18 protein-coding genes are annotated in these 20,015 nt (G+C 72.1%); 13 read left to right on the top strand and 5 right to left on the bottom strand.

Annotation, left to right across the window (positions count from 1 at the left end; all coding sequences use genetic code 11):
* Position 1 precedes the first annotated feature (1 nt).
* Together J7E97_RS20900 and J7E97_RS20895 are read left to right on the top strand one after the other, a co-directional pair.
* A complete protein-coding gene (locus tag J7E97_RS20900; protein ID WP_215029447.1) occupies positions 2–442 on the top strand; it encodes a hypothetical protein in 441 nt (146 codons plus the stop codon).
* Complete coding sequence (locus J7E97_RS20895) at positions 439–1,053, top strand: hypothetical protein (RefSeq protein WP_215029444.1); 615 nt, start codon at positions 439–441, stop codon at positions 1,051–1,053. The genes J7E97_RS20900 and J7E97_RS20895 overlap by 4 nt, the downstream gene beginning before the upstream one ends.
* 446 nt (positions 1,054–1,499) lie before the next feature.
* On the opposite strand, the gene J7E97_RS20890 is transcribed toward J7E97_RS20895, so the two are convergent.
* The 4 genes from J7E97_RS20890 to J7E97_RS36020 form a co-directional block, all read right to left on the bottom strand.
* Positions 1,500–2,192, bottom strand: a complete 693-nt coding sequence (locus tag J7E97_RS20890; RefSeq protein WP_215029441.1) for a sortase domain-bontaining protein — start codon at positions 2,190–2,192, stop codon at positions 1,500–1,502.
* Between the two features lie 376 nt (positions 2,193–2,568).
* Positions 2,569–2,775 carry a hypothetical protein gene (locus J7E97_RS20885; RefSeq protein ID WP_215029437.1) on the bottom strand — a complete coding sequence of 69 codons (207 nt, stop codon included), beginning with the start codon at positions 2,773–2,775 and terminating at the stop codon, positions 2,569–2,571.
* A gap of 126 nt (positions 2,776–2,901) precedes the next feature.
* On the bottom strand, positions 2,902–4,938 hold the full coding sequence (locus tag J7E97_RS36025; protein ID WP_374224200.1) for an MFS transporter: 2,037 nt from the start codon (positions 4,936–4,938) through the stop codon (positions 2,902–2,904).
* Positions 4,939–5,197: 259 nt separating this feature from the next.
* Positions 5,198–7,879: a hypothetical protein gene (locus J7E97_RS36020; protein ID WP_308346604.1), complete on the bottom strand. Its 2,682-nt coding sequence runs from the start codon at positions 7,877–7,879 to the stop codon at positions 5,198–5,200.
* A 163-nt stretch (positions 7,880–8,042) separates the two neighbouring features.
* Here J7E97_RS36020 and J7E97_RS20870 point away from each other — a divergent pair, with 163 nt between their 5' ends.
* The 3 genes from J7E97_RS20870 to J7E97_RS20860 all read left to right on the top strand — a co-directional run bounded on the left by J7E97_RS20870 (position 8,043) and on the right by J7E97_RS20860 (position 10,399).
* Positions 8,043–8,780 carry a GPP34 family phosphoprotein gene (locus J7E97_RS20870; protein WP_215029434.1) on the top strand — a complete coding sequence of 246 codons (738 nt, stop codon included), beginning with the start codon at positions 8,043–8,045 and terminating at the stop codon, positions 8,778–8,780.
* 317 nt (positions 8,781–9,097) lie between these two features.
* Positions 9,098–9,982: a helix-turn-helix transcriptional regulator gene (locus J7E97_RS20865; protein ID WP_215029433.1), complete on the top strand. Its 885-nt coding sequence runs from the start codon at positions 9,098–9,100 to the stop codon at positions 9,980–9,982.
* Positions 9,983–10,189: 207 nt separating this feature from the next.
* On the top strand, positions 10,190–10,399 hold the full coding sequence (locus J7E97_RS20860) for a DUF397 domain-containing protein (protein ID WP_215029431.1): 210 nt from the start codon (positions 10,190–10,192) through the stop codon (positions 10,397–10,399).
* Between the two features lie 131 nt (positions 10,400–10,530).
* Here J7E97_RS20860 and J7E97_RS20855 read toward each other — a convergent pair whose 3' ends face one another.
* Positions 10,531–11,379: a hypothetical protein gene (locus J7E97_RS20855; RefSeq protein WP_215029429.1), complete on the bottom strand. Its 849-nt coding sequence runs from the start codon at positions 11,377–11,379 to the stop codon at positions 10,531–10,533.
* A 396-nt stretch (positions 11,380–11,775) separates the two neighbouring features.
* On the opposite strand from J7E97_RS20855, the gene J7E97_RS20850 reads away from it, so the two are divergent.
* The 8 genes from J7E97_RS20850 to J7E97_RS20815 all read left to right on the top strand — a co-directional run bounded on the left by J7E97_RS20850 (position 11,776) and on the right by J7E97_RS20815 (position 19,979).
* The gene (locus J7E97_RS20850; RefSeq protein ID WP_215029426.1) at positions 11,776–12,561 is read left to right on the top strand and encodes an SDR family oxidoreductase; all 786 of its coding nucleotides are present in this window, start codon (positions 11,776–11,778) and stop codon (positions 12,559–12,561) included.
* 40 nt (positions 12,562–12,601) lie between these two features.
* A complete protein-coding gene (locus tag J7E97_RS20845) occupies positions 12,602–15,193 on the top strand; it encodes a bifunctional FO biosynthesis protein CofGH (protein WP_215029424.1) in 2,592 nt (863 codons plus the stop codon).
* Positions 15,194–15,433: 240 nt separating this feature from the next.
* Positions 15,434–16,807, top strand: a complete 1,374-nt coding sequence (locus J7E97_RS20840) for an ADP-ribosylglycohydrolase family protein (protein WP_215029422.1) — start codon at positions 15,434–15,436, stop codon at positions 16,805–16,807.
* A gap of 244 nt (positions 16,808–17,051) precedes the next feature.
* Complete coding sequence (locus J7E97_RS20835; RefSeq protein WP_215029419.1) at positions 17,052–17,912, top strand: LLM class F420-dependent oxidoreductase; 861 nt, start codon at positions 17,052–17,054, stop codon at positions 17,910–17,912.
* A gap of 126 nt (positions 17,913–18,038) precedes the next feature.
* Positions 18,039–18,287, top strand: coding sequence for a hypothetical protein (locus J7E97_RS20830; protein WP_215029416.1), 249 nt, complete (start codon positions 18,039–18,041; stop codon positions 18,285–18,287).
* A complete protein-coding gene (locus J7E97_RS36830; protein WP_308346603.1) occupies positions 18,284–18,616 on the top strand; it encodes a hypothetical protein in 333 nt (110 codons plus the stop codon). The genes J7E97_RS20830 and J7E97_RS36830 overlap by 4 nt, the downstream gene beginning before the upstream one ends.
* 473 nt (positions 18,617–19,089) lie before the next feature.
* Positions 19,090–19,545: a hypothetical protein gene (locus J7E97_RS20820; protein WP_215029414.1), complete on the top strand. Its 456-nt coding sequence runs from the start codon at positions 19,090–19,092 to the stop codon at positions 19,543–19,545.
* A 26-nt stretch (positions 19,546–19,571) separates the two neighbouring features.
* Positions 19,572–19,979, top strand: coding sequence for a peptidoglycan-binding protein (locus J7E97_RS20815; RefSeq protein ID WP_215029411.1), 408 nt, complete (start codon positions 19,572–19,574; stop codon positions 19,977–19,979).
* Positions 19,980–20,015 lie beyond the last annotated feature (36 nt).

The following is a 20,015-nucleotide window of genomic DNA, read 5'->3' as shown; positions in this document are numbered from 1 at the left end:
CATGACCGACGTCGGCATCGACCTCGATGCGCTGCCTCCAGACACCCTCGCCGCATGGAACGGCCAGATCACCCCGATCGGGGAACTGATCATCGCGAGGGTGGCTAAAGATCTAACCGCCATCTGTAAACAATCCCACGACCCACAGGCCGCGTTCGATGTGCTCCGAGAGAGCATCCCCAAGCAGATGAGAGAGATCGCCAATCAGCGCCCGACCAGCGAGCTCAGCCCGCTGCGCACAGCCCTCACCGGCCTTGCCGGCTCGCAATGCCTCCAGCGGCGCCCCGACCGCGACCCCCTGACCGGCGATAGGCTCTTCGGCCGGCCCGACACCGACGACACGTTCGCCGACCGCCTGCCGTGCACCCGGCAGCACAGCCACAACGGCGACCACCGAGATGCCCTTGCGCGGGCATGGCAGCGGACGGAGCATTCGACATGACGGATCAGTCCCTCACGCACCTTCGCATTGCATCACTCCACCTGCGCCAAGGCGGGGCCTCGCAGGACATGGCCATCAGGTTGCACCACGACGGGGACGCCTTCACGGTCACCTACGACCCGGATCGGGCCTCCCTTGAAGCAGCCGTCTCTCTCGCCCGCGTCCGCCTCTCCATCGACGGGATCACCGTCTCCGAGGTGATCCTCGAAGGTCACGCGCCGGACCTGACGGCCCTTCATTACGCAGCTTCCAAGCTGCTCCTGAACGTCGAGACCACCAGTGGGCGGCTGATCACCGAACCCGTCGTGAAGAGTCGCGAGGACCCCAACCAGGCGGTCTACTTCGTCCCGGAGGGCTGGGACCTGGCTGACGCCCGCGCCCGTCTCCCCGCCAGCTTCGCTGCTGCCCGACCCAAGGTGGCCCGTGCCCTGGATCAGATCGAGCAAGCCAACAAGAGCACGGGCGGAGAGATCAGCCGTGCCCTCGAATTCGTGGCTCTGCTCATCCTGGAGACCGGTGACCCGGACAGCGTCTACGCCAAGGTGCTGCGCCTGCTCCACCAGGTCAGCGCGGACACGACTGCCGCCCAGGCTCTTGGCGAGACCGCCTGAGCGTCATCCCAGACGGCCGCTTCCCGGGGCATGCATCCGCCTCGGCTCGGGCGGTCCCTGACCCAATTCACCTGCGCCTGGCTGAGGTCGTGGTGCGAAGCGGGGGCGACCGCTGATCTGTCACCTGATGATGGGCACGAGGGCCCAGGTCGGCGCCCCTGAATGCGTGCGCGATGCGTGAGCGGACGGTGTGGCATCAGGCATCACACGCCGGATACGGCATCGTGCCGCGTGGCGCTGACCAGGACGTTCAGCACCACGCGGCACAACCCGGGACCGCCCGGCAGGGATTCGATCCCACTCCTAAAGCGGGTGTCGCAGGTTCGAATCCTGCCGAGGGCACAAGTAGGAGGCCTGCGTTCGGCCCCCCGGCCATGATCGGCCGGGGGGCCTTCCTTGTCTCGGACGCCACATCTCCACCCCAGGGCGCCCCACGTCTTCCCATCTCACGCCAATAGGTCGGCGTAGAAGATGACGTTGTTGGTGCGGTGGCCGTTCTTGAGGGTGCCGCCGCAGGTCAGTAGGCGTAGCTCGGGGTGGTTCGTGGCGCCGTAGACCTTGTCCGTCGGGAACTGCTTCTTGTCTACGTCCTCGATTTCGCGGATCTTGAAACGGGCCGTCCTGCCGTCTTCGCGCGGCACCTCGATGACGTCGCCGAGCTCGATGTCCTTGACGTTCTTCATCAGGGCCGGGCCGTACTTCGTGTCGAAGTGCGCGACGAGGACCGAGACGCCCTGCTCGCCCGGGGTGACGCCTTCGGTCCACCAGCCGGGGTTGTTCGCGTCGGTCTCGGCGCTGGGGACGCCGAGCTCGCCGCTCGCCGGGTCCACCTTCAGGTCCACCATCTTCTTCGCGTCCACGCCCGCAGCGGCGATCTTCATGCCGGTCGGCTTCGACTTCGGCAGCGCGGGGGTCGCGGCCGCGGCGGCGGGGGCCGGGGCGGCCGTGCTGCCGACCTTGGGGTCCGGCGGGAGTTTGGCGGCGCCGCTGCCGCAGGCGGACAGGGCTCCCGCGACGGCCAGGGCGAGGGCGGTCGAGGCGACCACCCGGGGGACGGCCGCCCGGCGGGTTCCCGGCCCCACCCGGGGGACGGGCCCACGACGGGTGCCCGGCGCGGCGGGAGGGAAGGTGGCGCGCATGAGTGTTTCCCCTCGGGTCGGCGTCGCGGGTGGTAGGTGGTTGGCGGTAGGTGGTAGGTGGTTGGTGGTAGGTCGTCCCTGTGCCGGCTTCCCACCCCGTTGCGGGAGGGCGTCCCGGCAGCTTCTCGGTGACAACCCAGAGGTTACGAGGGTCGTGTTCTCGTCGGGCCTCGGCGACGTAACAGTTGGCCTGACGCCGTACCGCGAAGCCGTCACGGCACCGCGAAGCCGTCTCAGCCGTCTCAGCCGTCACAGTCATCACAGCCGTCACGACAGGGCACGGGCTCGCGAAAAGCCCTCCCGGCCGGAGCCGGGAGGGCCGCGTCAGCGATGCGTCACGACCGAAGGGGGCCGGGCGGGGGCCCGGCCGCGGCCCTCAGCTCAGGCCCCTGCTGCGCTCGCCGATGCGGTCACCCTGCGGGGTCCCGGCCCGCTTGAGCTCCGCCTTCGTGTGCGCCCCGCCCTTGACCTTGCTCCGGAGCGGACCGTCGAAGCCGTGCGACTGGGTGGTACGTGGCATGTGGGTCGCCTCCACGGCCTTCGCCACAGTCGCCTGGAAGTCCTGCTTCTGCTCTTTGCTCATCCCGCCGTCAACTCCCTCAAGACTCGGGATACCCGATTGGACTACTCGGATGGTATGCAGATATGCGGACCAACGCACCCGGACCGGACGTAAAGAATTTATTGGCCGGGAGCATTCCCCTCCCGCTCACGGGCGCGGCGGAGCCGGCCGTTCCGCCGGGTCCAGCACCTCGTAGACCAGCTCGTCCGGGCACGGCGTCCCCCGCGGCAGCTGGTACTTCGCCGCCACCCGGTACTCCCCGGGGGCCGGTGCCAGCAGCTCCGTCCACACGTCCCCGGTGCCGTCCGGGGCCGCCTTGAACAGGCACCCGGCCGTGTTCGCGTACTCCTTCGGCTTCGGTACGGGGCTCTCGCCCGGCTTCGGCGTCTCCTTCGCCGCCTCCTTGGACTCCGCCGTCTCCTGCGGCGGCGCCACCGGCTTGCCCTCGGCGTCCAGGAGCCCCAGCCACGGGGAGTGCGGGACCCGTACGAGCACCCGCCCGGCCCGCTTCACGTCGATGACCAGCTGGTCCGCGCTCGCCCGCACCACCGTCGCCGGTCCGGCGACCAGGTCCGTCGGGTCCACCACCTTGAAGAGCTGCCAGTTCGTGTCGCCCCACACCTGCTGGAGGTACGGGAGCCCCTCGCGCACCAGCGTCGCCTCGTCGCGCCCGCCCTCGTCGGGTTTGTCGGCGGGCAGTACCACGTAGTGCACGGCCCACCGTTCCAGCCAGTCGCGGTAGGTGCCGGCCGTGAGGGTGTCGTCGTAGAAGAGCGGGTTGCGCTCCAGGTCGGCCTGGCGGTTCCAGCCGCGCGCGAGGTTCACGTACGCGGGGAAGGCCGAGGATTCGCGGTGGCTGCTGGCCGGGACCACCTCGACGCGGCCCCGGTCGGCGCCCGCCTTCTGGAGCTGGTCCACCAGCGGGGCGAGCTCCCGGCTCCAGGAGGCCAGCGGGGTGGTGCGGACGATGTCGGTGACGCTGTTGACGGTGATCCAGGCGGTCACGCCGGTCAGGGCGAGCACCAGCCCGTACCACCGGCGCGTGCGCCCGCGCGCCGGCCTGGCGGAGGAGGCTCCGGCGGCCCCGGCGCCCCCGTCCCCGGCGCCCCCTGCCCCGACATCCCCGGCCGCACCCCCGACCGCGACCCCGACCCCGCCCCCAGCCCCCCGCACCCGCCCCGGGGACGCGTACGGGAGCGCCGCGAGCAGCACCGCCCCGCCGAACAGCATCGCCAGCCTGGTCACGTTCGATCCGACCTGCGAGTCGATCGCCCAGGTCAGCGCCACACCGAGGGCATAGATCGCGGACGCGGTCCGGACCGTCTTCCAGCCCTTCGGTACGAGGAACAGCGCGGCCAGCGCGCACGCGAACGGCAGCGCCGCCGAGAGCACCTTCATCGGCTGCGTCCCGGAGAACGGGAACAGCCACGCCGACAGGCCGACCACCGCCGCCGGGGCCAGACCCAGCGCGTACGCTCCCGGGCGCCGCCCGTTCAGGAACAGCGCGGCCGCGATCACCCCGAGGAACAGACCGGCGACCGGGCTGGAAGCGGTGGCGATTCCGGCGAGGGGAGCGGCGACGGCGGCCTTGGCCCAGCGCCGCTCGGCCCATTTGCGCGGCCAGCAGAAGACGGCGGCGACGGCCCCGAGCGCGAACATCACGCCGAGCCCGAAGGTCACCCGGCCCGACAGGGCGTTGCACAGCAGCCCGTACACCCCGGCGAGGGCGGGCCACAGCGGCTCGCGCACGGCTCGGCGGCAGCGGGTCAGGATCAACGCCAGCAGCCCGGCCGACACCGTGCCGGCGATCATCATCGTGGTCCGGACACCGAGCACGTGCATCACGTACGGCGAGACGACGCTGTACGAGACCGGGTGCATGCCGCCGTACCAGGCGAGGTTGTACGCCGAGTCGGGATGGCGCCCCACGAACTCGGCCCAGGCGTCCTGCGCGGCCAGATCGCCGCCGCTGTTGGCGACGGCGAAGAACCAGACCACGTGCAGCAGCGCGGCCACCCCGGTGGCCACGACGACGGGACGCCGCCGCGCCCAGCCCAGAGCGCGCCGGACCGGACCGGCAGCGGGGACCACCGGGCCCGGCTGCCCGGCCGGCTCGGTGGGCTCGCCCGGCTCGGTGGGCTCGCCCGGCTCCGCCCGCGGGCCCTGCTCCGGCTCCGGCTCCAGCGCCGGCTCCTGCCCGTGCCCGTGCCCGCGCCCGCGCCCCTGACCGGGCCCATGCCACTCAGCGATGGTCACGCCGCCGTACTCCCCAGCACGATGAGTCTCCGGTCGTTCGTTCCTCGGCCCGCTCCTCGGTCCGCTCCGCGGCCCGCTGTTCGGTCAGCCCTTCAGTCCGTAGACGCGATCCGGCGTCCCGGGGTTGTCCCGGGACGCCGGATCGGCCGTCCGCGCTCGCATCCGACGACGGCGGAGCCGTCAGCCGTCAGCCGACGCGCGTCAGCTTCTCGGCGATGCCCGGGGCGGCCAGGTCGCTCTGCAGGGCCACCGGAACCTTCACCTGGCTGGCGCCCTCTCCGATGGTCAGCATTCCGATCTCCGAGCCCGCCTTCGCGGTCTGCGGGATCTTCGCCGCGCCGTCACCCAGCTTGACGGCGACGGTCAGCGTCGGCCAGCCGACCGCTTCCACGTCGGCGGTGGCCACGACCGGGACGCGGCCGCCGAGGCCGTCGTCCACGTAGCCGACGACGTCGCCCTTCTTGACGACCGCCGCGGCCGTCAGCATCTTCTGCGTGGCGAGCATGACGTCCTTGCTCGCCGCGATCGCCGTATCGAGGATGGGCACGCCGTGCTGGCCGAGCACCGCGCCCACGATCAGCTGGTTGGTCTTGCCGACCTTCTTCTCGGCGGCGAAGAGCAGGTTGCCGCCGGCCTTGGTGGTCGAGCCGGTCTTGATGCCGACCGAGCCGTTGAACGGGATGAGGGTGTTGTAGTTCCGCCACGGCTTGCCGGAGGGGTCGGTCCAGTTCGGCAGCTTGGTGATGGCGAGCAGCTCGGGCATCTCGACGATCTTGAGGCCGAGCTTGACCTGGTCCTCGGCGGTGCTGACCGTCGTCGCGTCCAGACCCGAGGGGTCCGTGTACGTGGTGTTGGTCATGCCGAGTTCCTTGGCGGCGTCGTTCATCTTCTTGACGAACGCCTCCTGCCCGGCGCCGGCGCTGTCCCAGCGCGCGAGCAGCCGCGCGACGTTGTTGGCGGACGGGATCATGATCGCTGCGAGGGCGTCGTACTCGGAGATCTTGTCGCCCTCCTTCAGCGTGCTGACCGTGGACTCGCCCTCGGTCTCCTTCTTGCCGTCGTCGACCGCGGTCTTGTCGATCGGGATCATCGGACCCTTTTCCCCCTTCTTGAGGGGGAAGTCCTTGAGGATGACGTACGCCGTCATCGCCTTCGCGACACTGCCGATCGCCACGGGCTTCTGCTCGCCGAAGGTGCCGACGGGGCCGAGGCCGGCCGCGGCCATGTACGCCTGGCCCTCCTTCGGCCACGGCAGGGACGGGGCCGCGCCGTCGAAGGTGTACGAGCCCTTCGCGGTCATCTTCAGGACCGGCTCGGGCAGCGGTCGCACCAGCTGCACGACGGCGAGGACCACGGCCAGCAGCGCGACGATCGGGGCGTAGATCTTGAACCGCCGCAGCGTCGTGCGCATCGCGCTCGGCGGCGGGGGCGGGTTGTTGGTGAGGTCCGCGAGCATGTCGAGCGGCGGCTTGGGCGGCAGCGGCTGCTGCGTGGTCCGCTCGGGCGAGTGCATCGAGGCCGGGGTGGGCCGCGGGGGCTTCGACGCGGGCGTGGACGTCGGGGCGGGCGTGGGCTTCGGAGCCGGGGCGGGCATCGAGGCCGGGGTCGGCTTCGGAGCACCGGTACGGGTACCAGTACCGGCACCGCTACCGGCGGGCGCCGTCCTGGCCGGCTGTCCGGCGGCGGGACGCGCGGGCGCGTCATCGGTCCGCAGCGGCACGAAGGTGCTCGCCCGCTCCCCGCCGACGGCGCCGGGCGTCACCTCCTTGGAGGTCCCGGGCCGGGGCGAGTCGGGCTTGAGGGCCCGGAACACGGCGGTGCGCTCGCTGTCGACGGGCTCATCGGCGGCGGGTGCGGACGGCTCAACCGGAACCGGGGGCTTCACCGCACGGAACACGGCGGTGCGCTCGCTGTCCCCGGGCTCGATGGCAGAAGCGGAACCATCGGCGGAGCCGGGCTTCACGGCCCGGAACACGGCCGTGCGCTCACTGTCGACGGGCGCGGCAGGCTCGGCGCGCTTGGCGGGCGCGGCGGGCTCGGCAGGCCCGGAGGGCTCGGCCGCAGCCGCAGGCTTGACGGCCCGGAAGGCGGTCGTACGGTCGCTCGCGGCAGGCTCACCGGCGGATCCCGCGACGGGCCCGTCCGCGGCCCCGGCTTCGCCGGAGGCGTCCTCAGCCGCAGAACCGGAATCCTTGACCGGGCCGCCCGACCCGGCGGCGGAGGCAATGCGGGAAGCGGCGCCGGAAGCCGAAGCGGAATCCGAATCGGAATCAGCGGCGGCAGGCTTCTCGGCAACGCCGGCCGGAGGCGTCGGCACACGGAACACGGCCGTACGGTCACTGTCGGCCGGTCCGGCGGCCCGCTCGACCGAAGGCCCGCCGGCAGCACCGGAACGGCCCTTCGCGCCGTCGGAGCCGGAAGCGGAGCCGGAGCCGGAGCCGGAGTCAGCTCCCGCACCGACACCCGCATCCACGCCCACGTCCGAGCCGGCAGCGGCATCCCTCCCGCCACCCTCGCCCCGCGCAGCGGAACCCACGGCATCCGCCGCATCCACGGCATCCACGCCGTCCGCCGCGTCCTCGGGCAGGGCCTTGAAGATCTCGGTCTCCCCGCCCGGGGCGGCCTCGTCCGGCTCGCCCTCGGAGGGCTCCGCGGTGGCGACCCAGGCCGCGACCGCCTCCCTCAGCGGATCGCGGTCGCGCGCCGTGGAACCGGCGGACCGGCCGGAGCCGTCTTCGGGGTCCCGGGGCCGGAACACCGACACCCTCGGGTCGCGCCCCTCCGAGGACTCCGCCGCCCCCGACGTTCCTTCATCAACCGACTTGTCGGGGGACTCGCCCGCCACCAGTTCCTCCTCGATCGCCACCACGTCCGGCTGTCCGAATGTCTAACAGTGTCCCGTCTAGGGGGCATCGCCCCCGTGCTAGACGAGAACGACATAGCTGACGGTTCCCCCGCAAAGCGGTCAGGCGCTCTCGACAGATGAATGTGAGAGGCGTCACCCTGTCACTCATCCACGCGGGGAGGCATGGATGGGCAGGAGCCGCAGAACAATTCCGGAGGAGCTTCTGCTGCTCGCCTTGGACCCGACCACGGGTACCACGGCGCAGCCGCAGTCGCTCGACCTCGGCCTGGCCGGGGCACAGCTAGTGGAGCTGGCTCTGGCAGGACGGATAGCCCCTGATGGGGATCGTATCGCCGTGGTGATGCCACGGCCGACAGGAGATCCGACTCTGGACTCCGCACTGGAGCTGCTGCGCAGGCGTGGCAGTCCGGTTCGGGCGGTCCACTGGATCGGCGGACCCCGACTGGGGCTCCGCCAGGTGTACCTCGCCCACTTGGAGCGTTGCGGCATGGTCAGTGCCGTCGCGGGCCAGATGTGCGGGGTGCTGCCGACGACTCGCTACCAAGCGACCGATACGGCGATCAGCCGGGAGATCCGTGCCCGGCTGGACAGTGCGATCCGCACCGGTGTACCACCGGACCCGCGGACCGCGGCGCTTGCCGCACTGGCCCACGCGGTCGGACTCGGCAAGCACCTGTACCCCGGCAACGAGGGGCGGTCGTCCAGATCCCGGCTGCGGGATCTGATCCGGCACGACCCGATGGGCGGACTGGTGGCGCACGCCGTCATGGACGTCCAGAACGGTGTGGCGGTACAGCCGCGCCGTGACCGGGCACCGGCCCAGCCGGCCGCCCGGGCCGCGACGGCAGCCGTTCCGCTGCAGCCGCGCCGGACGGGTGCGATGGCCCGCGCGGCCGCGCACTGATCCACCGGCGGGACACGCAGCGCTCAGCACCGAAGCACCGCAGCACGCAGCACGCAGCACGCAGCACGCAGCACACGTAACGCCACCACCGTGACCGACGTCCCCAGGACCCGGTCCGGGAGCCGCCGGCGCGCGGGGTGGCGGGGCCGGTCCACCGGCCCCGCCACCCCGCGCGTTCGCGTTCGCGTCCCGGCCGGGGCCCGGTCGCGTGCCCGTTCCGGACCGTTCCCCAGCGCGGCCGCATGTTTCGGTGGCAGTCTGCTCACCATCAGACACGCAGAGAGACAGCAACAGAAGAAGGCGGAGGTGCCGTTCACGTGGCGTCCAATGTCAATCCCACCGTCCGACGCCGCCGACTGGGCATGGAGTTGCGCAAGCTCCGCGAGGACAAGGGCATGACGGCCGAGCAGGTCGCCGAGCGCCTGCTCGTCTCCCAGTCGAAGATCAGCAGGCTGGAGAACGGCCGTCGTTCCATCAGTCAGCGCGACGTCCGCGATCTGTGCGACGTCTACGAGGTCGAGGACCGGCGGCTCGTCGACTCCCTCATGCAGATGGCCAAGGACTCCCGTCAGCAGGGCTGGTGGCACGCCTTCGGCGACATCCCGTACAGCGTCTACATCGGCCTGGAGACCGACGCGGCCAGCCTGCGCACCTACGAGCCCCTGGTGATCCCGGGCCTGCTCCAGACCCCGGAGTACGCCCAGGCACTCGTCCGCGGCGCGTGGCCGGAGACCGCTCCGGCCGACGTGGACAAGCGCGTCCAGGTCCGGATGCACCGCCAGAAGCGGCTCTCCGAGACCGACAACAACAACCCCGAGCTCGGGCCGCTGCGCCTGTGGGCGGTCATCGACCAGGCCGCCCTCCAGCGGCACGTGGGGGATCCCCAGTTGATGGTCCGGCAGCTGGAGTACTTGATAGAGCAATCGGAGAAGCCGCACGTGACGGTGCAGGTGATGCCGTTCGCGGTGGGCGCCCACCCGGGGGTCAACGGCCAGTACGCCATTTTGGAATTCCCGGACGCCTCCGACTCGACCGTCGTCTACATCGAGGGCGTGACGAGCGATCTGTACCTGGAAAAGGCCAATGATGTTCAGAAATACAGCGTGATGTACGAACATCTGCGGGCGCAGGCCCTCAATGTGGACCAGACCAGGCAGTTCATCACGGGGATCATCGAGGAGTTCGCGGGCAAGAAAAAGTAGGCAGGAGCAAGGGAAATCGAGGTCCCCTTCCGCGGAAGGCCGGTACGGTACACCGTCACTCCCCGGCCGCAGAAGACCTGAATGGAATATGCCACTCGGTCGGGTGAACGCCCCCATCACCGATGGGGCGCTGCGGGTAGCGTCGATCACGTCGGCAGGAGCAATGGCCGGCAGACACCGGAACTACTCGCTGAACCGGAGAGAAACATGGCTATTCGTCAGGGCGCCACGGAAATCTGGACCAAGTCCTCCTACTCTGCCAACGGCGCTTGCGTCGAAGTCAGGTCCCCCCTCGTGGAGGCCATCGCCGTCCGCGACTCGAAGGTGCAGGACGGCCCGTCGCTCACCTTCGCGCCCGGCTCCTGGACCTCCTTCGTCGCCGATGTGACCGAGGGCCGGCTGGGACGCCTCGTCTGAACATCGAGGCGCACACCCCAGCCGGCCGACACGAGTACAGCGCCAACAGCACGAACAGCACCACCGCAGCACTGACTGGAGCCCTCTCGACTGGCCCGCCGTCCTGGCCGAGGGGGCTCGGCCATGTCCGGCTACCGCAGCTGGTCGACGTACCGGTCGGTCCCCGGCACCGTCGGGACGAACGGCGCCACCAGCTCCACCCGCCCCAGCCCCGTCTCCGCGACCTCCGCGTCGAGCCCCTGGAAGCGGTCCCAGCAGTCGCGCGGATCGGCCTCCAGGAACCACAGCAGGGTCAGCCGCGTGTCGACCCCCTCCACCTGCTTCACGTACGTCATCCGGTCGCCCGGCAGCGGCGTCGGCCGGAAGACCGTGACCATGGCGGCCGGGGAGCCGGCCAGCCGCTCCGGCAGGGCCCGCGAGCGCAACCACTCCAGCAGCTCGGCCCGCCGTTCGGGCCCCTCCGCGTCGACGACCTGGAGCACGAGCCCGCCGTAGGGGTGGTCGAGGGCGTGGAAGTCGCGGGGGCCGGCGGCGCCGTCGCGGTAGACGGTGACCTCGTGGTCCTGGAACGCGGTGAAGACGTGCGTGCGGTCCTGGTAGACCCGGCCGTCGCGGTTCAGGCGCTTGTTGATGCCGACGGTCCACTTCATGTGCTCGTCGTAGCGGCCCTCGGTGACCCAGTACGTGGAGAGGTAACACCCGGCCGTGACGGGCTGCGCGACGGCCGACTTCTCGGGGTAGCGCAGCTCCTGGAGCTCGCGGGTGGCGACCCAGCGACGGCCGGCGTACATCCACGGCATCGCCATGGCCCCGGCGTAGTAGTGGTCGTCCTCGTACCAGCGGTTGTACGCGAACTCGTGCCCGGCGTGCGGCTCGACCATGGTGATCAGCGCGTGGCCGGGGCGGACCCCGTAGGGGCCGACCGCGGCGAGCTCGGCGTAGTCGTCGGCGCGGGTGTCGCGCTCGTCTGCTGCTGTCATGGAAGACGGTCTAGCTGATAGCACGCCAGATGGCGAGACCCCGGCAGTGGCACCGTTGCCGCACGCGGGCACGGCGCTGGGCAATCCAGCCCCGCCCAGCGCGCGGACGACGCCGGGCAAATCGCTCCGCCTGGCACGCGGACGACGCCGGCGAATCCAGCCCCGCCGGCATTTGAGGCGCGGGGGTCCGGGGGCTGGCCCCCGGCAACGGCGCCGCGCAGGCACTGGCACGGCACGGGCCCGGCACGGCACGGCACGGTCCCGGCACGGCACGGCCCCGGCACGGCACGGGCCCGGCGGTCGGACGGATCCCGCCCCTTCCCTCACCACGCCCCGCGCCGTAGCCTGACGCCCCGTCAGATATAGGTCACCGCCCCGCCCCAGGAGGCCCCCGCCATGCCGCTGCTGCAAGGGAAGACCGTCATCGTCTCCGGCGTGGGGGCCGGCCTCGGCCACCAGGTCGCCGCCACCGTCGTCCGCGACGGCGGCAACGCCGTGCTCGGCGCGCGGACCGAGGCCAACCTCGCCAAGGCCGCCGCCGAGATCGACCCCGACGGCACGCACACCGCGTACCTGCCGACCGACATCTCCGACGAACGCCAGTGCGAGGCCCTCGCCGCCCTCGCCCAGGAGCGTTTCGGCGGCGTCGACGCCGTCGTCCACGTCGCCGCCTGGGACTCCTCCTTCGGCGGCCTCGAAGACGCCGACTTCGGCACCTGGCAGCAGATCCTCGACGTCAACCTGCTCGGCACGCTGCGGATGACCCGCGCCTGCCTGCCCGCGCTCAAGCGGACCGGTGGCTCCGTCGTCATCATCGGCACCCAGTCCGCCATCGCCGCCCCCAACGAGGTGCGGCAGGCCGCGTACGCCGCCTCCAAGGGCGCCCTGACCTCCGCCATGTACTCCATGGCCCGCGAGCTCGGCCCCTACCGCATCCGCGTGAACACCGTGCTCCCCGGCTGGATGTGGGGCCCGCCCGTCCAGGCCTTCGTCACCTTCACCGCGCACACCGAAGGCGTCCCCGAAGCCGAGGTCCACGCCCGGCTCACCGACCGCATGGCACTGCCCGACCTGGCCACTGACGGGGACGTCGCCGACGCCGCCGCCTTCCTCGCCTCCGACCGGGCGCGGGCGATAACCGGCCAGTCCCTGCTGGTCAACGCCGGTGAGCTGATGCGATGAGCCCGCCCACCCCCCTTCGAGCGGATCGTATGCTCGGCCCATGACCACTCCGAGTGACGCTCCGACCGAGAACTCGATGCGCCGCGCGCTCCGCCGCGCCCGCGACGGCGTCGCGCTCGACGCGACCGAGGCGGCCGTACTCCTACAGGCGCGCGGCGAGGCCCTGAAGGACCTCGCCGCCTCCGCCGCCCGCGTACGGGACTCCGGACTCGAAGCCGCCGGCCGGCCCGGCGTCATCACGTACTCGCGCAAGGTCTTCATCCCCCTCACCCGGCTGTGCCGCGACAAGTGCCACTACTGCACCTTCGTCACCGTCCCGGGCAAGCTCCGCCGGGCCGGGCACGGCATGTACCTGTCCCCCGACGAGGTCCTCGACATCGCCCGCCAGGGCGCGGCCATGGGCTGCAAGGAAGCCCTGTTCACGCTCGGCGACCGGCCCGAGGACCGCTGGCCCGAGGCCCGCGAGTGGCTCGACGCGCACGGCTACGACGACACCCTCGCCTACGTCCGCGCCATGGCCATCCGCGTGCTGGAGGAGACCGGTCTCCTCCCCCACCTCAACCCCGGTGTCATGACCTGGTCCGAGCTCCAGCGCCTCAAGCCCGTCGCCCCGTCGATGGGCATGATGCTGGAGACCACGGCCACCCGCCTGTGGTCCGAGCCCGGCGGCCCGCACCACGGCTCCCCCGACAAGGACCCGGCCGTCCGGCTGCGCGCCCTGGAGGACGCGGGCCGCTCCAACGTCCCCTTCACCACCGGCGTACTGATCGGCATCGGCGAGACCTACGAGGAGCGCGCGGACGCCTTCTTCGAGCTCCGCCGGATCCAGCGCAGCTACCACGGCATCCAGGAGTTCATCGTCCAGAACTTCCGCGCCAAGCCGGACACGGCCATGCGCGCGATGCCCGACGCCGAGCTGGAGGAGCTGGCCGCGGCCATCGCGGTGGCCCGCCTCATCCTCGGCCCGTCCGCCCGCATCCAGGCCCCGCCGAACCTCGCCGACGCCGAGTACGCGCTGCTCATCGGCGCCGGCATCGACGACTGGGGCGGGGTCTCCCCGCTCACCCCCGACCACGTCAACCCCGAGCGCCCCTGGCCGCACATCGACGACCTGGCCGAGCGCACCGCCGCCGCCGGCTTCGAGCTGCGCGAACGCCTCACGATCTACCCGGAGTTCCTGCTGCGCGGCGAACCGTGGCTGGACCCCCGGCTGCTGCCGCACGTACGGGCACTTGCCGATGCCGGGACGGGCCTCGCGAACGAGTCCGCGACCGTCGAGGGCCGACCGTGGCAGGAACCGGACGAGGGCTTCACGGCGTACGGCCGCACCGATCTGCACACCACCATCGACACGCAGGGCCGTACCGGCGACCGGCGCGAGGACTTCGACCACGTCTACGGCGACTGGGACGCCCTGCGCGAGGCGGCGGCGCCCGGGATGGTTCCCGAGCGCATCGACACGGACGTACGGGCGGCGCTCGCGCAGGCCGCCGACGACCCGACGCGGCTCAGCGACGACCAGGCCCTCGCCCTGCTCCACGCGGACGGCCCGGCGCTGGACGCGCTCTGCCGGATCGCGGACGACCTGCGCGCATCGGTGGTCGGCGACGACGTCACCTACATCGTCACGCGCAACATCAACTTCACCAACGTCTGTTACACCGGCTGTCGTTTCTGCGCCTTCGCGCAGCGCCGCACCGACGCGGACGCGTACACGCTCTCCCTCGACCAGGTCGCCGACCGGGCCGCCCAGGCCTGGGACGTGGGCGCGGTCGAGGTGTGCATGCAGGGCGGCATCCACCCGGACCTGCCCGGGACGGCCTACTTCGACATCGCGCGGGCGGTGAAGGCCCGGGTCCCCGGCATGCACGTGCACGCCTTCTCCCCCATGGAGGTGGTCAACGGCGCGACGCGCACCGGCATGTCGGTGCGCGACTGGCTGACGGCGGCCAAGGAGGCCGGCCTCGACTCCATCCCGGGCACGGCGGCGGAGATCCTGGACGACGAGGTCCGCTGGGTCCTCACCAAGGGGAAGCTGCCCACGGCCGACTGGATCGACGTGGTCTCCACCGCCCACGAGCTGGGCATCCGCTCCTCCTCCACGATGATGTACGGGCACGTGGACCAGCCCCGGCACTGGCTCGGCCACTTCCGCACGCTGGCCCGCATGCAGCAGGACGCGCGGGCGAAGGGGGTGGAGGGCTTCACGGAGTTCGTGACGCTGCCCTTCATCCACACCAACGCCCCCGTGTACCTGGCGGGCATCGCCCGCCCCGGTCCGACGGTGCGCGACAACCGGGCGGTGACGGCGATGGCGCGGATCCTGCTGCACCCGCACATCACCAACATCCAGACCAGCTGGGTGAAACTGGGCTCGGAGGGCGCGGCCGAAATGCTCCGCTCGGGGGCGAACGACCTGGGCGGCACGCTGATGGAGGAGACCATCTCCCGCATGGCGGGGTCGAGTTACGGCTCGTACAAGTCCGTCCAGGACCTGATCGCGGTGGCGCGAGCGGCGGGCCGCCCGGCGAAGGCCCGTACGACCCTCTACGGCGAGGTCGCCGAGGAGCGCCAGGCGGCGGCCCGCGCCTCGGACGGCCATCTGCCGGAACTGCTCCCGGTCCTGGACTGACGGGTACGGGAAGGGGTCGGCCGAAGGGATCGGCCCCTGGCCCCGCCAGCGCGGGTCCGGGGGCCGGCCCCCGGGCCGGGAGCAGGCCCCGAAAGGCCCCCGTCGGGACCGACTGGATCCGGCCGTTCCCGGCCCGGATACCCGCCGCATGACCGACTACTTCCGGACCCGACCGATCCTGTCCACTACAGTGCCGCCAGAGCACGCGAGAGCACGCGCGGGCAGTCCGGGGGGATCGGAATGGACACGGCGACGGAAACGTCCGGGACGCAACAAGGCCTGGCCGGCACGGCCGCCCCCCTCCCCACGGCGGGAACGGGCACGGGCACCGGCACGGACACCGGCCTCGGTCCCGCCACCGGCCCCACCGCCGGAGACACCCTCAGCGGTCGCAGCGCCGTCACCACCGGTCTGTGGGGACGCGCCGAGCAGCAGGACTTCCGCAGCCGCGTCCGCGGAGCCCTCCTCGGTTCCGCCCTCGGCGACGCCCTCGGCGCCCCCGTGGCCGCCCTCACGCTCGACGCCATCCACGAAGCCCACGGCCTGGCCGGCCTGACGGAACCGGCCACCCCGAGCCAGGGCCGAGGTCAGGGCCAGGGCCGAGGCCAGGGCCAGGGCCACGGCCTGAACCACGGCCACGTGCCCCCCGGCCAGGGCAGGGGCAGCATCACCGCCGCCACCCAGCTCACCCTCTTCACCGTCGACGGCCTCATCCGCGCCCACGTCCGCCGGGACACCGGCGCCTGGCACCCGCCGACCGACGTCCACCGCGCGTACCTCCGCTGGGCGGCCACCCAGCACGACTGGGGTCCCGACGAGCGCCGCCAGGACAACGGCTGGCTCGCGCAACAGGAGTGGCTCTACACCCGCCGCGACCCCGCCCGCGCCTGCCTGACCGGCTTCGCCGACCCCCTCCTCGGCACCCCCGACCAGCCGAAGAACCCCACCTCCTTGGACGCGGCCGCCGCCACCCGCTCCGCGCCCTTCGGACTGCTGGTCGGCTGGGAGTCCGCCCTCGTCCTCCAGCTCTCCGTCGAATGCGCCGCGCAGAGCCACGGGCACCCCACGGCGTACCTCTCGGCCGGTGCCTTCGCCGTCATCGTCCACGGCCTGACCCGGGGCGAGTCCCTCGACTCCGCCGTCCAGCGCGCGCTCGGCCTGCTCGGTGCCCGCCCCGGCCACCAGCCCGTCACCGACGCCCTGCAACGCGCGCTCGCGGCCGTCACCCTCGGCGCCCCGTCCCCGAAGACGGTCGAGGCCCTGTCCCCCGGCAAGGACCACGCCGGGCTATCCAGCCATCCGGGCCGCGACGCCGAAGAGGTCCTCGCCATCGCCGTGTACTGCGCCCTCGTCGCCGAGAACGTGGCCCACGGACTGCGCCTCGCCGTGAACCACGGCGGCGACTCCACCGCCACCGGCGCGCTGTGCGGGGCCCTGCTCGGCGCCCAGCACGGCGAGACCGCCCTTCCGGCGGGCTGGCTCGCGGAGCTCGAAGGCCGCGCCACGATTCTGGAGCTCGCCGACGATTTCGCCCTGGAGATGACCCAGGGCCCCGCCCTCCACGGCCCGTCCCTCTCCTCCCCGGGCTGGCTGACCCGCTACCCCCGAGGCTGACCGGCGGCGACACCGCCCCGGCGGCCTCCGGCCCGGCCTCGGCGTCATGGCCTCGGGGTCATGGCCTCGGCGGCCTCCGGCTCGGCCACCGGCCCGGCGGCACCGTCTCGGCGCGCGCTGCCCGGCCCGGCGGCACGGCCTCGGCGGTCCCCGGCCCGCCCGGGCCTGGCCGACACGCGCCCCTGCCCTCCTCGCACGCGAAGCCGTACCGTGGCCCTCCCACGTCTCGGAGGTGCCAGCGCACATGCGGATCGCCACGACCGTCTTCCTCACCGACCGCACGATCTCTCCCGTACGCCTGGCCCGCGCCCTTGAGGAACGCGGGTTCTCCGGCCTCTACCTCCCGGAGCACACCCACATCCCGGCCGCCCGCGTCACGCCCGCGCCCATGGGCGGCGAGCTCCCCGAGATGTACGGCCGCACCCTGGACCCCTTCGTGGCCCTCGGCCAGGCGGCCGCCGTCACCGAGTCGCTCCGACTCGGCACCGGCATCACGCTCGTGGCCCAGCACGACCCGATCGACCTCGCGAAGCAGATCGCCACGCTGGACCACCTGTCCGGCGGCCGCTTCACCCTCGGCATCGGCTACGGCTGGAACGTGGAGGAAGCCGCCGACCACGGAGTCGAGTGGGGCACCCGCCGCGAACTGGTCCGCGACCACATGGCCCTGATGCGGGCACTGTGGTCCCCGCAGCCCACGGCGTACGTGGGCGAGTTCTCCTCCGTCCGGGCCAGCTCCGCCCACCCCAAGCCCGTCCAGGCCCCGCGCGAACTCGCCCCGGGCGTCCCGCTGTACGGTCCCCGCACCCTGATCGGCGGCCAGGCCGGCCCGAAGCTCTTCGCGGCCATCGCCGACCACAGCGACGGCTGGCTCCCGATCGGCGGCGGCGGCCTGACGGAGTCCCTGCCCGTCCTGCGCCAAGTCTGGGAAGCCGCCGGCCGCGACCCGAAATCCCTCCAAGTGGTCCCGTACGCGGTCCAGCCCAGCCCCGGCAAGATCGCCCACTACACGGACCTGGGCATCGAGGAGGTCGTCCTCCAGCTCCCCTCGGCGGGCGAGTCGGAGATCCTCGGCATCCTCGACCAGTTCGCCCAGTTCCTCTGATCCGATCGGCCGGGCGTCCGGACCTCCGCACCGGCGGACTCCGGACTCCGGATGCTCGAACCGCTGCCCCCGGACCCGCGCGAAACCCGTTGGTCAACGCCGCCCGCACGCCCGGAGAATGACCTCATGCCGGGACAGCGAAAGCGCAAGCGCAGCGGGGAGCGGGCCCACCGGCGGACGGCGGACACCCCCGGCCGCTGGGAGCCGCTGTTCTCGACGGGAGACCAGGCGGAACTGCGGGCGTACATCCGCCGCCTCTCCGCCGAGGGCACCGTGAGCGACCCGAACCTGCTGCGGATCGACACCTCCTGCGGCCGCCTGGTGCACCCGACCACGTACCAGGTCAGCCTCTTCGTCCCGGAGACATCGCCATGACCGACAGAGCCGACGGCACCGACTGGTGGGAGCGCCTCCCGGAGGGAATCCGCCGGGAGGCGGACGGGTACGTCCTCCAGGACCGGCCGCTGCACGCCGTCCGCATCGTGTGGGAGGCGGGCCGCGCCCAGGGCGTGGGCCTCAACCTCGCCCAAGAGCTCGTCTCGGCCCGCTACGCGCACTTCGGCGACCAGGTGGCCCGGACCCCCGACTCCCCGCTCGACCTGGAATCCCTCGCCGCCCGCGCCGCCGACATCCCGGCGCGCGTGGCGGCGGTCGAGGCCGTCTGGGACGGGGACACCGTGCACGACTGGTTCGTGGTGCTCTAAGCCCTCACCGAGGAACCCGCCGGGGAACACCACCTGGCCACCGTCTACTGGCGTACGGGCGCCCGCGCCCTCGAAGCCGAGGGCGCCGACCCCGGCCCCCTGCGTCCGCACGCCGCCGCCACCCGCGCCGGCACCGCCCTCGCGGCCCACCTGGGAGTCCCGTTCCACTTCTCGAGCCCGGAGACCCCGGACGACCGGCTCCCACGGTGGCGGGACATCTCCGCGCACGGCGGGAGCACGTCCCCTGCGTGAGCCGGCCCACTGACCGGATCCGCCGCCTCCCCCGCCGCGCCCTGACGCTGCGGCGGGGGCTGCGGCGGCGGGGGCGGGTGCGGGTGCGGGTGCGCACAACAGGCGCCCCGGCTAGTTCCCTGTTGGTGGCCCGTTGGAGGCCCGTTGGAGGCCTCGCCCATGCTCGTTCCATCAAGCCGGCCACGAGCAGGCGTGGCAACGGCATCAACGGGGATGGATTCGTGAACTCCATGCGCAAGACGACCAAAATGCTCATCGCGATCGCTGCGGCGGCCGCATCCCTCGTCGGCCTGGCCGGAACCGCTTCGGCGGCGAACGTCACATCTGCCCTGTACCGCGGCCAGACCCTCAACGTGGGGGACTCGATCATCCGCACCACCGGCAGCAACACCTTCTGGCTGGTGACGATGCAGCCCGACGGCAACCTCGTCGAGTACCGCATCAGCGGCGACCCGACCCAAGGCGACGTCACCCGCACGCCGTGCTGGGCAACGAACACCTACGGATCGGGCGCCAACCACGCGACGTACCAGCAGGACGGCAACTTCGTGCTCTACAACCAGAACGGATACGCGGTGTGGGCTTCGAACACGACGGGCGGAGGCGGCACGACGGTCGACCTCAACTGGGGGGGCGACCTGTACGTGGGCACCAAGCAGATCTCGCGCGGCTGCTGACCTTCCGACTGCCACAGGAGACACGCATGTTCAGGAAGCTCACTTCCCAGATCGCCGTGCTCGCGGCGTCCGCCGCCCTGCTCACCGGCGTGATGACGGCCGGCAGCGCGAGCGCTTCGACCACCGCCCCGTACATCGGCAACGGCTACACGAACAACACCCACGCGGTGTGGTGCGTGCAGCACATGATCAACTACGCGATCGACCGAGGCCGCTACTGGGGTGTCGCCAAGGTCGCCGAGGACGGCGTATGGGGCCCGAAGACCCGCCAGGCCGTCGTCGGCGTCCAAAACGGCACGGGCGGCAGCCTGAACCCCGACGGCATCGTGGGCCCGAAGACCGGCGACATGCTGATGTTCGAGGGCGACCCGTACTACAGCGGCCGCAGCGCGGGCGACGGCTACTGCCACACCTACCTCCCGACCAGCTACTGAGCCGAAACCGTCCGGGCGGAGAAGGGCCCTAGCGCT

Origin of the sequence: Streptomyces sp. ISL-66 (assembly GCF_018614135.1) — a bacterium.
Lineage (GTDB): Bacteria > Actinomycetota > Actinomycetes > Streptomycetales > Streptomycetaceae > Streptomyces.
This window is presented reverse-complemented; position numbering and strand designations above follow the sequence as displayed.